Raw genomic sequence first — 12,489 nt, 5'->3', positions numbered from 1 at the left:
ACTTTCTCCAGAAGGAAGCCCCTAAGTGATAGTTTTTGTCATGTTTCCTGTTTTTTGGGACTATAGCCTCTGAATCGAGTGGCGCGATCGAACTATATGGGAATGAAGAAGTCCGGTGGAAGTCGGAAGAAGAGAGAAGGAAGAAGGAATAAAATCAAGGGTTTGAGCAATTAAGAACGCCCTAACCGTTTTGGCGGTTGCGCTATACAACCGGAACTCAAATTAAGGCGTAAGATGCGCCCACCACCGCCCTGGGGATGTGAGTTTTTCGCCGCGAGTCCTATCAAAATGATTTTTCCCCATGTCTAGTAGCAGTTTCAAAAAATGATGCAACTGTAGGGGGCGATCGCCCCCTACAGAATAAGTTATTCTCAATTTTTTAATTCTTTAATCTCACATAGTATAAGTGACTGTTTCGGCATCCGTGCGATCGCCTAAGCTTTAACAACTGCAAAATGTTTGTCAATGATTGCTGGAACCTCTGCCGGTGCAATGCGGCTGTAGCGAGTTTTGTCCGGCATCACAACTATATTTGGGCCCGCTTTACACTGTTTGAGACATCCGGTTCCCTGAACGGTCACTTGGTCTTCTAAACCGCGCGAATTTAAAGCATTTTCTAAAGCTTTACAGACTCCTCCAGCGCCCCGCTTCTGGCAGTCTGATTTTTGACATACTAATATTTTGGTTTGGGTTTTTGCCGGAGCTTTTACAGTTTGACCTGCTGTGGGAGAGGTGAATTCGCTTTTGGCGATCGCGCGATCGTCGGATGTCAATACAGCAACAGGCCCATTGGTGGAGTCGAGCAGTTCTGGCGATCGATCGTCGTTGCCCTGAGCCAGCTTGAGGCTGCGAGCTTTAAGTTTTATTTTACCGTTTTTCAAATTGAGTTCTTTCTCACCTACAACTTGAACTTTCAACCCGGGCGTCAAAACAGGTAACAGAAATGACCGCAATTCCTTGCAAAGTTTAACAAGATATTCTACTCCCCGATCGCTGCTAATTCGCAAATATTTAAGTTTGCAACCATCTTCAACAATCAGGCCGAGGATTTCTCCCTCTAAACTGAATTCGGAAACTTGCTTGCCAGATTTATACATTGTTATGACTCCTTTAAATCGGTTACATCCGTTCCATGTTGTACGCTGTTCGTTGCCGAACTTCTTTCTACCTTTAGCTTATTTGCCAGCAGCACTCCAGCCACTGCACCAGTTCGCCCCGAGGGGCACTGACTTGCCTTAACACGCTCGTTAACTGAGCAGCTTGTTTGAGAGTGTTGACTTTTGCCCGCAAAGGTTGGTCAACCGCACACCAGCAGGGAATTTCTAGTTCTTGCAAGCGTTTGTAAACTTGCCACCTATCTAGCCAACTAACTTGCACAATGTCACAAACTTCTAATTCTGGATCTGCTGGATTCATTTTTTGACAACAGTAATAATTTGCATTAATTTTTACCCTGACTGGTAGCGGGCAAAAGTTCAAAGCCAGATTTAAGAAGAAAGTCAAGGATGGTCAAAAGCCCTTCCTGAAAAATTCTGCCTTCTGCCTTCTGCTTTCTGCCTTCTGAAGGTTCGCCCCACTTTCAGGAAGCGTTCAGAACGAGGATCTTTTTAAAGCATAACCCAACTGCTAATTATTCTCAATAGGTTTAGAAAAAAAATTTCATACTCTACAATATCTTCCACTATCGAGGCAGACCCTGCTTGACTGGTAAATTTACAGTGCTACACTGACTCTATTGGCAACAAAACTGCCTATTGAGAGGAGAACACACATGGCTGAGACTCAGAGTGCATTGAGACCGTTTGGCCACATAGCTGAAAACCCAATTTTGTTGGAACATTCAGTCACAGCACCGGTTTGTGAAGGGATGAACGCGCTGCTGGCGAGTTTTCAGGCTTTATACCTGCAATATCAAAAACATCATTTTGTGGTGGAAGGGGCAGAATTTTACTCCTTGCACCAATTCTTTCAAGAAAGCTACGGAGAAGCTCAAGATAGCGTCCACGAGTTGGGCGAACGGTTGAACGGGTTGGGCGGCATACCGGCAGCGGGTTTTAGCAAGTTAGCCGAACTGTGCTGTTTCGAGCCGGAACCAGACGGCGTGTATTCTTGCCGCCAAATGCTGGAACACGATTTGACTGCGGAGCAAGCTATTATAGGTTTGCTGCGGCGTCAAGCAGGACAAGCAGAAAGTTTGGGCGATCGAGCTACGCGCTACCTCTACGAAAAAATCCTGCTAAAAACAGAAGAGCGAGCTTATCACATTTCCCACTTCCTCGCACCGGATACCTTAGTGCAATTGAACTTGAACTAACAATTCATCTTCTTCCTCTTCCTTGGCGCCCTTAGCGCCTTCGCGATTTGTTATGTAAGATCTAAAAAAAGCGAGCAGTTTTATGACTGCCCGCTTTTTTATACAAAGTGCGTTTACACCCAGGGAATTAAGGCGCTAAAGCATTGCCGCGCAACAAGCTACCAATGGTTTTGGCGGTAATCTTCATCTGAATGAAGGGATTAGCCGGTACCACGGTTTTATACAAATAGCTATCGAATGTGAGCTTCTGCACGTCGCGATCGGCACACATTTCCACAAAAGCTTCGCGAGTCGCATCGGAACGGTAGAACACGCGCTGCAAAATGTCCAGAACTTTGTAAGTAATGCCGTAGGCTTTATCCCACCGCTTCAGGTAAAGCTTGATTTCCTCTTCTGTCGGAATGCGCGCGCCTTTATTGGAAATCTCAACAATAGTTTCGGCGCACATCCGGCCAGACTTGGCGGCAAAATAGATACCTTCGCCGGAAGACTTGGTAACGTAACCTGCAGCGTCGCCTACGAGAGCAACTCGGCCCACAACCCGGCGAGGACGCGGATGTTCCGGGATAGGGTGAGCTTCCACTTTAATAATCTCACCGCCCATCAATTTTTTGGCAGCGCGGGCGCGGATGCCTGCTTGCAGCTTTTTGATACTGGCTTGATTGACTTTCATCGTGCCGGTGCCGACGGCTACGTGGTCGTATTTGGGGAACACCCAAGCGTAGAAGTCGGTAGATACGTCATCGCCGACGTACATTTCCGCTAAGTCGTGGTAGTAAGCCATTTTATCTTCCGGCAGGCGGATGCGTTCTTGGAAGGCGATCGCATAATTGTAGTCGCCAGCGTCGATCGCCTTTGCTACGCGGGAGTTAGCGCCGTCAGCCCCAATTACCAAATCCACTTTCAGAGTTTTCTGAATTCCCATGGCGCTGCCGTCGGAGTGGTCGGCATAGTGGAGAGTGTAGGGGTCTGTATTGTTGCCGGGAATTTCTAATTTGTGAACGGTGCCGTTAATCAGTTTTGCACCCAAGGAAGCGGCGCGATCGCGCATGAAGCCATCGAGCACTTCGCGGCGGCACATACCGATGTATTCGTGGGCGTTTTCAATATTGATGTCCACCTCGACATTGGAGGGGGAGATCATTTTCATTTTTCTGACTTGGCGGTCTATGATGCTTTGCGGCAAGTCAAATTCGCTGACCATGCACAGGGGAATTGCCCCGCCACAGGGTTTGGCATTGTCTAATTTACGCTCGAATAGGTATGTTTCGATGCCTGCTTTTACCAGTGTTTCGGCGGCGGAAGAACCCGCAGGGCCTGAACCTACTACTGCAACCCTTAGTGTCAAAGCTTTTCTCTCCAGTTTTTTACTATAGGCATTACTCAGGTGTGATGGTATCACGGAGTTTGGATGCGGTGGGGGTATGGGGGAGAGATTTCAATGAAATGAAACAGACCTTAACAGTTCGATACGAAAATGGGGTCTGGGGCGATCGTTTCTATCGAAGATCTTAAATTTTTAACCGCAGATGAACGCGGATGGACGCTGGTGTGCGCTGGTGTGCGCTGGTGTGCGCTGGTGTGCGCTGGTGTGCGATCGAACATTTTGTACTACTGTTTGTGGAAGAGGCCCAACCCCTACTCCCCACAAACAGTGAATTTTCTGTTTGTGGGGAGTAGGGGTTGGGCCCCAGATCCCGCCCGGACATGAACCTGCCCGACGGCCTGTGAAGCGAAGAATGAATTTTCTGCTTGTGGGGTGGGCATCTTGCCCGCCCGCAACAGGTTGGAAGCAGTCCAATAAGTTACATTAAAGTTACTTGCACTTATATCTAAAATTCTTATGCTCGGTAACTTTCAACAAAGCAACCTGCGGATTGAACTTGAAGCTTCCGAAACAGCCATTAGAGACAGCTTGTTGCGTCCGAGTCAATTGCAGCAGTGGTTGTGGCCGCAGCAGTTGTCTAGCGGTTTGCCGGAAGAATTTGCTCAAGGTTTGACCTTTACGAGTTGGCTAGGCCCCGTGACAGTTCAGCATCACGTTGATATTGCTGAGCACAATTGTCTCCGGCTGTTATTGAGTCAGGGAATTGACGGATTTCATGAGTGGTATTGGGGCGAAGGTTGGGTGCAGTCTCGGTTGGAGGGAGTGTCGCTGCTGCCGCTGAATTTGGGGCAAACGGCTAGTTTACTGCGGTTGCGCCAGTTTGTTGCGGGGAAGGGTAAGGGGAAGTAGGGGAATTACTCTCCAAAATCATTAGAAAAAAGTCTGGTAGCCCTGCATAGCAAGGAAAAATCCTCAATATTTTTAGGGTAAAAAACGTTGTAATGATGGATAAATACCAGAATATCCCACATGATTGGAGAGCTTTTTAGATGAGGACAGACTCTTTATTACAATAGTGAGATATCCTTTGCCTCAGGGTGTTATATCACAAGTTCGGCCCGTATCTTTCCCGACAGGTTTGTGTCGCTGGCGAGGGAAAACTTTTATAGAGGCGGCCCCAAAATCTGTATAATAGACGGCACATTGTCTGTAAACTGCTGGGAGGGAATCCCATAAACCTCTAGCACCAGTTTGATCTAGACTATCTATCTACACCCCTAGAATTTCTTTGGTTAAGGCATCAATTGCCAGCTCTTTCCACTGTTTGTTACCCTTATAGCCTACAAACCACGACATTTCATCACATTCGATCGTTATCTTGCCTGTTTTTTTTGACTTTACTTGAAATTGCCCGGGAACTGATGCTAATTGTTGAAAATACATAGTATTCCAACCAGCGGGGCGGCACCCCGATGACTTTGACAATCCCGGCTCAAGATATTTTTCTAATAAAAGCTGATCTATCAATTTTTGGGTGTCTTCTGAAATCCTTTGATGTCTGGGGTTTTGAACAAACTGTCTGTGACAATATCTACATTTAAAGTTTTGCCGATCGCTGTTGGTAGGGCAATTTTTAACGAGTTTTGGAGAACCGCAACGGGGAAAATTCATGAAAGTGAAAATGAACAAGGCTTAGATACGTAACCTTATAACTCCTTACCGTTACTATGCCAGACTACCTGAAAGCGACTTCGCTGCCGAAAAACTAAGAGTGTGTTATAAAAACATAATTTGTTCCTTTCTAAAGCGCTATTCTCGACACAACGAACCCGGTGCGTTCTGATTTCGCTTTATTTTTTAGAAGTAAAATAATATGCTCTCCATTCCAGGCATTGCCGTCGTGACACTTCTCTATGAAAGTGCCAACTCTCTGGTTTACCGGGCGATTCGGGAAGCAGATAACCAACCGCTCATCCTCAAACTTCTCAAAGAGAGCTACCCCACACCTCAAGAATTGCTGCGCTACCGCACCGAATACCGCATCACCCAAGAGCTGAAAGAGGCGGGAGTCGTGCAAGTCTATGACTTGCAAAAATACCAAAACAGCCTCGTGATGTTTGTGGAGGACTTTGGCGGGGAATCCTTGAAAATATGGATGCAGCAGCGAAAGTTTAGCCTCAAGGAGTTTCTGATCCTGGCTATTGCCACCACTGAAACTTTAGGGCAAATTCACAGCGCCAATATTATCCACAAGGATATTAACCCTTCTAATATAGTATTCAATCCAGCGACGGGGCAGATAAAAATTATCGACTTTGGCATTTCTACTCAGCTAACGCGAGAAACGCCGAGCTTGAAAAACCCCAACATTTTAGAAGGAACTCTCGCTTACATATCGCCGGAACAAACTGGTAGGATGAACCGCGCTCTCGATTACCGCACTGACTTTTACTCGCTCGGCGTCACCTTCTATGAATTGCTGACAGGAAAGCTGCCTTTTGAAACAGAAGATCCTTTAGAGTTGGTTCACTGCCACATTGCCAGACAGCCATTACCCCCACACCAAATCGAGCCCGAAATTCCCGTAATTGTCTCCCAAATTGTCAGTAAAATGATGGAAAAAAATGCAGAAAACCGCTATCAAACTGCATTGGGATTGAAGCATGATTTAGACACTTGTTTCGTTCAATTACAAGCAACGGGTAATATCGATCAGTTTGCATTGGGAACGCGGGATATTACGGATCGTTTCCTGATTCCCGAAAAACTCTACGGCAGGGAAACTGAAGTTTTTAATCTATTAGCTGCCTTTGAAAGAGTCCGTAATGCTAGTACCGAAATGATGCTAGTAGCTGGCTTTTCTGGGATTGGTAAAACCGCAGTAGTGAACGAAGTGCACAAGCCGATCGCCAGACAGCGCGGCTATTTTATTAAAGGCAAATACGACCAATTTCAACGCAATATCCCCTTCAGTGCATTTGTGCAAGCATTTCGGGAATTAATGGGGGAATTATTATCAGAAAGTGACGCTCAGTTACACATATGGAAAACCCTGATTCTCACAGCAGTAGGCGATAGCGGGCAAGTGCTAATTGAGGTGATTCCTGAGTTAGAACGCATCATTGGCGCTCAAAGTCCTGCGCTAGAACTGTCGGGGAGCGGATCGCAAAATCGCTTCAATCTGCTGATGCAAAAGTTTGTGCAAGTATTTACTACTGCCGAACATCCCTTAGTTATATTTTTGGATGATTTGCAGTGGGCGGATTCGGCATCTTTGAAATTGCTACAACTGTTGATGGAGGATACGGGGCATCTGTTAGTATTGGGTGCTTATCGGGATAATGAAGTCTCCCCTGTTCATCCGTTTATGTTGACGGTGGATGAGATTGTGAAGTCTGGCGCAGTGGTGAACACTATTACGCTGCAACCGTTGAGTTTAGCAGATCTGAATCAGTTGGTAGCAGATACGCTGATTTGTAATTTATCCTTGGCCGGGCCCTTAACAGAATTGGTTTATCAAAAAACCCAAGGAAATCCCTTTTTCTCTACTCAATTCCTCAAGTCGTTGTATGAAGACGATCAAATTATCTTTGACTGGGATGTACGGCATTGGCAGTGCGATGTCGATCGAGTTACATTTGCCGATGCCTCGGATGTGGTGGAGTTTATGGCCGCGCAATTGCAGAAGTTGCCTGCCGAAACTCAGGATGTTCTCAAACTTGCCGCGTGCATTGGGGCGCAGTTTGATTTAGAGACATTGGCAATAGTCAACGAAGAACTACCAGAACCGACGGCATCAGCGCTGTGGAAAGCCTTGCAAGAAGGACTCATTTTACTGATTTCTGAAGGCTATAACTTCATTCAAGCAGATGATATCTCCCCGAATCAGTCTGTTCCTAATCCAACTTATAAGTTCTTGCACGATCGCGTCCAGCAAGCGGCTTATTCATTGATTCCCGACGACCAAAAACAAGCTACTCATCTCAAAATCGGACAGTTACTGCTACAAAATTCTTCTGACATTGAAACAGAAGAAAAACTATTTGATATTGTAGGGCATTTAAATAAAGGAATTGAGTTGATCGATCAATTAAGTGAACGCTCAGCCTTAGCCCAACTCAACTTAGAAGCGGGACATAAAGCCAGAAGTTCTACCGCCTACGCTGCGGCAAATATCTATCTACAAACGGGAATTGAGCTACTGACACCTCAATGCTGGCAAACTCAATATGAATTGGCGCTAAATCTCTATGTTGCGGCTGCTGAAATTACCTATTTGAATGGTGACTTTGATGGTATGGAACACATGGCAGCACTGGTTTTGCAAGAAGCCCAAACAATTTTAGATCGAGTTAAAATTTACGAAATTAAAATTGCCGCTCAGACAGCCCAGAGCAAGGTGTTAGAAACGATCGCAGTAGCAAGAGAGGCACTCTTACAATTGGGGATTGAACTCCCTGCCGAACCCGATCAAGCCAAGATTGGCAAAGCGCTACAAGCCCTTGCGGGCATCCTCGGCGACAGAAAGATTGAGGAATTGGTTGACCTACCTGTGATGACAAATCCACAGACTCAGGCAGCTATGCAACTGTCTGGTATGTTGTTTCCACCCGTTTTCCAAGGAATGCCCGGTTTGCTGCCCCTGCTGAGCTCCACGATGGTGAGTTTATCGCTCTCCTTTGGGAATGCGCCCGCATCGACGGTGGGGTATGCGATGCACGGGATGGTGTTCTGTGCCTTTTTACAAGAGGTGGAAACCGGTTATTGCTTTGGGCGACTGGCACTGAACTTGCTCGATCGGTTCAATGTACCCGAATTCAAGTCTATAATTATGCTTTTGTTTGGTGGTTGGATTCAGCATCGCCAAGAAGCTCTTTTGGCAACGATACCGACGCTGAAAGAGGGCTATAGGTTGGGCATGGAAACAGGCGACTTTGTAGACGCTGGCTACAACATATATATTTGTTTTTATACTTATTTATTCGCTGGGGTAGAACTAGACACTTGGGAACCAGAAATAGCAAGTTACAGGGCTGTCATGGCGCAGTTAAAACAATCTTCTGCTCGGGTTTATTTGGATATGATTCAGCAGACGGTGCAAAACTTGAGGGAAACCCGTATTCGGCCGGATTTGTTAATAGGCTCTGCCTACGATGAAACGGTGATGATTCCCAAGCACTATGAGGATAATGAATTCACGGCGATCGCTTGTGCCTGCATCTTCAAACTGCTGCTTGCTTACTGCTATGGAAATTATACGGCTGCCCTAGACCACATTACCCAAGTCAAACAGTATTTGATGGGAGTATCTGGATCGACTTTTGTTCCAATTTTTCATTTTTATGCCGCCCTGACGCACCTGGCACTTTTTCCCGCACAGCCAGCAATTGAGCAAACTGAAATTATTGCCTTAGTGGAAACCGATCAAAGCACGCTGCAACAGTGGGCGCAAAATGCTCCGATGAATTATTTGCATAAATGGTATTTAGTGGAAGCAGAACGGCAACGGGTGTTGGGCAATAAAGCCGAGGCGATTGAAATGTACGATCGCGCAATTGAAGGAGCCAAAGAAAACAAATATGTTAATGACGAAGCCCTTGCCAACGAACTAGCAGCCAAATTCTACGGGGAATGGGGCAAAACAAAAGTTGCTCAAGCCTACATATTTGAGGCGTATTATTGTTATGTTGAATGGGGAGCCACTGCTAAGGTAACGGATTTAGAAACGCGATATCCCCACTTATTCGCGGTAACTCAACCGGGAAGGAACAACACTCAAACTACCGTAGCAATGACAACAACTGGTTCGGGTAATCATCTAGATATCGCCGCAGTAATGAAGGCTTCTCAGGCGATTTCTGGAGAAATTATGCTAGATAAGCTACTGTCTAGCTTGATGAAAATTTTGATGGAAAATGCAGGGGCGCAAAAGGGTTATCTGATTTTGTTAAGCCAGGGACAACTGTTCATTGAAGCTGAAGGGACAATCGATGACGAACTCGTCACCGTGTTGCAGTCAATCCCCGTTGAAACCTGTCAAGAACTTTCTACCGCAATTGTCAATTATGTGAGCCGCACTCAAGAAAGCGTGGTATTGGATGATGCTGCGCGATCGGGACAATTTACCAACGACCGCCACATCCGAAAGCATCAGCCCAAATCAATTTTATGTGTGCCGCTGATTAATCAATCTCAAATCATTAGTATTGTTTACCTAGAAAATAATTTGACAGCGGGAGCTTTTACCCCAGAAAGAGTGGAAATATTAAAAGTTTTATCTGGACAAGCGGCTATCTCAATTCAAAATTCTAAGCTTTATACAGAAGTACGCGAAAATGAAAGCAGGCTGGCTCAACTAAACAAAGCTTACGAGCGCTTCATCCCCCATCAATTCCTCCAGTTTTTAGAGAAATCAAGCATCATTGATGTGGAATTGGGCGACCAAGTGCAGTTAGAAATGTCTGTGCTGTTTTCCGACATTCGCAATTTTACCACGCTTTCGGAAACTATGACGCCGGAGGATAATTTCAAATTTATCAATTCTTATCTTTCTCGCATGGAACCCGTCATTAATGAAAATAAGGGGTTTATCGACAAATATATTGGCGATGCGATTATGGCGCTGTTTAGCGGTGAGGCGGATCATGCGGTGAAAGCGGGAATTGCTATGCTGCACAGTCTCGCTGAATACAATGAATACTGCGCTAAATCTGGCTGTGCGCCGATTCAGATTGGAATTGGCATTAATACGGGTTCTTTGATGCTGGGAACGGTGGGCGGACCAAATCGCATGGACGGGACAGTCATCAGCGATGCGGTGAATTTAGCTTCTCGCGTGGAAAGTTTGACGAAAAATTATGGGGTGTCTCTATTAATTACCCAGCCAACTTACTCGCGCCTAAAAAATCCATCCCAGTACGGAATCCGCACTCTCGACACGGTAAAAGTCAAGGGAAAATCCGAAGCAGTAACGGTTTATGAGGTGTTTGATGCTGACCCGCTAGCAATGAAAGAGGGCAAGTTAGCTACGCTGAAATTGTTTGCAGAAGCTAGGGCGATTTACTCAGAAGGGAATGTGGCTGAAGCCGCGTGGCTGTTTTCAGAGTGTTGGCGTCAGAATCAGGGCGATCGCGTTGCTAAAATTTATTGGGAACGCTGTCAGTCTGCATTGGGGACTCGCAAAAAAATCAAAGACAGGCTACACAATTTAAATTAAGCGGTTGCTATAGCGATCCTTGCAGGAGTCGTAAATTTTTTACCCCACCCCAACCCTCCCCGAACTCGCGGGGAGTCCGTAAGAAATTCACAAATGATGGGAGGATTGCTATATACCTGACAATCAAAGCAAAAGTGCGCTCGACTGCTGAGACACCCTACAAACTAGGCGCTCGAAATGGGGTAGGTATGTTGTTGCGCTAAAGCGCTTTAGCGCAACAACATACGAAGTCTAAAAAGTTACTGCCTGAACAATACTGCTGGCAGTGACTCCTTTCAAGACAGCTAAATATTCCCCTGTTACCTGATACTGAATTATAGTATCGCTAACAAAAGCGTCGGTTCCTTGAAAAATATTTAACTGGCTAAAAGCAAGGGGGCTAATTAAATCAATTTTGTCTTGACTGAGGGTAAAATCAGCAATCACATCAGCAGCCGCTAAGTCTGTTCCACCAGTATCGATCGCGAGGCCAAACACATCAAAACCCAATCCGCCTGTGAGAGTGTCGGCACCAATTTCTCCAAATAAGTAATCATTGCCCCCGTCGCCAAACAATATATCGTCGCCATCGCCGCTGTAAATGCGATCGTTTTCCTTTCCTCCATAAATCAAGTCAATACCGCGATCGCCACTAATGAAGTCAATCCCCTTACCGCCAAAAATAAAGTCATTGCCGTCACCGCCGCTGATACCGTCATCACCTTTTTGTCCGTAAAGCAAGTCATCTCCTGCTTTGCCATGAAGATAGTCATTGCCGGGGCGTGCGTGGATAATGTCATTCAATGCCGATCCTGTGAGGCGATCGTCCTTGTCTGTCAAACCGATTACTGACTTTTTCAACAAGGTTGTGACATCGCCTAAGTTATCGTTATCGCTGATATTGACTGTGAGAGGGGCGACGAGATTATTATACAATGTGTCATTGCTGGTAGTGGTGTGGTTAATTGGGCTGAGACGATCGCCCTCAACAACCGCATCGTCAACCGCAGTCACCGTTACCGTTTGAGCGACATTCCAATTGGCGGGAGTAAAAGTAAGGACAGGTAGGCTGACAGTAACTTCAGTTTCAGGGGTAATGGCGACGGTGACATTAGCAGTTGGCTGAGTATTTAGTCGCACTTTGTATATATCGCTGCCCAAGCTTTCGAGTACCTCGGTACTGCCAAGTGGTTGAATGAAAATGACAGCGGGAGTACCTGAAGTTGTTGGGGGAGTCGGTGTTGTTGCCGGAGTCGGTGTTGTTGCCGGAGTCGGAGTTGGAGTTGGAGTCGGAGTTGGAGTTATTGTCGGAGTCGGAGTTGGAGTTATTGTCGGAGTTGGAGTCGGAGTTGTTGTCGGAGTTGGAGTTATTGTCGGAGTTGGCGTGGGAGTCGGAGTTGTTGTCGGAGTCGGAGTTGTTGTCGGAGTCGGAGTTGGCGTGGGAGTCGGAGTTGGCGTGGGAGTCGGAGTCGGAGTTGTTGTCGGAGTCGGAGTTGGCGTGGGAGTCGGAGTTGTTGTCGGAGTCGGAGTTGGCGTGGGAGTCGGAGTTGGCGTGGGAGTTGGAGTCGGAGTTGTTGTCGGAGTCGGAGTTGTTGTCGGAGTCGGAGTTGGCGTGGGAGTCGGAGTTGTTGTCGGAGTCGGAGTTGGCGTGGG

At 46.4% G+C, this 12,489-nt stretch carries 7 protein-coding genes and 1 pseudogene; 3 read left to right on the top strand and 5 right to left on the bottom strand.

Annotated features, from left to right (window positions below; genetic code table 11):
- Positions 1-434: 434 nt before the first annotated feature.
- Positions 435-1,097, bottom strand: coding sequence for a (2Fe-2S) ferredoxin domain-containing protein (locus QUA13_RS19940; protein WP_333201236.1), 663 nt, complete (start codon positions 1,095-1,097; stop codon positions 435-437).
- Between the two features lie 73 nt (positions 1,098-1,170).
- Positions 1,171-1,416 carry an Asr1405/Asl0597 family protein gene (locus tag QUA13_RS19935; RefSeq protein WP_333201234.1) on the bottom strand — a complete coding sequence of 82 codons (246 nt, stop codon included), beginning with the start codon at positions 1,414-1,416 and terminating at the stop codon, positions 1,171-1,173.
- 355 nt (positions 1,417-1,771) lie between these two features.
- Between QUA13_RS19935 and QUA13_RS19930 the strand changes: the two genes are divergently transcribed.
- The gene (locus QUA13_RS19930) at positions 1,772-2,314 is read left to right on the top strand and encodes a Dps family protein (protein ID WP_172186476.1); all 543 of its coding nucleotides are present in this window, start codon (positions 1,772-1,774) and stop codon (positions 2,312-2,314) included.
- A 127-nt stretch (positions 2,315-2,441) separates the two neighbouring features.
- Here the strand turns inward: QUA13_RS19930 and chlP are convergent, their stop codons facing one another.
- On the bottom strand, positions 2,442-3,662 hold the full coding sequence (gene chlP / locus QUA13_RS19925; protein WP_333104407.1) for a geranylgeranyl reductase: 1,221 nt from the start codon (positions 3,660-3,662) through the stop codon (positions 2,442-2,444).
- Between the two features lie 495 nt (positions 3,663-4,157).
- Between chlP and QUA13_RS19920 the strand changes: the two genes are divergently transcribed.
- The gene (locus QUA13_RS19920; RefSeq protein ID WP_333201232.1) at positions 4,158-4,550 is read left to right on the top strand and encodes a hypothetical protein; all 393 of its coding nucleotides are present in this window, start codon (positions 4,158-4,160) and stop codon (positions 4,548-4,550) included.
- 86 nt (positions 4,551-4,636) lie between these two features.
- Here QUA13_RS19920 and QUA13_RS19915 read toward each other — a convergent pair.
- Positions 4,637-5,312, bottom strand: a pseudogene (locus tag QUA13_RS19915) (IS1 family transposase); the annotation flags it as partial.
- A 202-nt stretch (positions 5,313-5,514) separates the two neighbouring features.
- Here QUA13_RS19915 and QUA13_RS19910 point away from each other — a divergent pair.
- Positions 5,515-10,857 carry an AAA family ATPase gene (locus tag QUA13_RS19910; RefSeq protein ID WP_333201230.1) on the top strand — a complete coding sequence of 1,781 codons (5,343 nt, stop codon included), beginning with the start codon at positions 5,515-5,517 and terminating at the stop codon, positions 10,855-10,857.
- Between the two features lie 231 nt (positions 10,858-11,088).
- Here the strand turns inward: QUA13_RS19910 and QUA13_RS19905 are convergent.
- Positions 11,089-12,489, bottom strand: a 1,401-nt coding sequence (locus tag QUA13_RS19905) for a calcium-binding protein (protein WP_445242734.1), incomplete at its 5' end; no start/stop codon positions are given.

It is taken from the genome of Microcoleus sp. S28C3, from assembly GCF_036700785.1.
GTDB lineage: Bacteria > Cyanobacteriota > Cyanobacteriia > Cyanobacteriales > Microcoleaceae > Microcoleus > Microcoleus asticus.
Note: the sequence above shows the minus strand (reverse complement) of the source record. Positions and strands in the feature narration are given on the sequence as shown.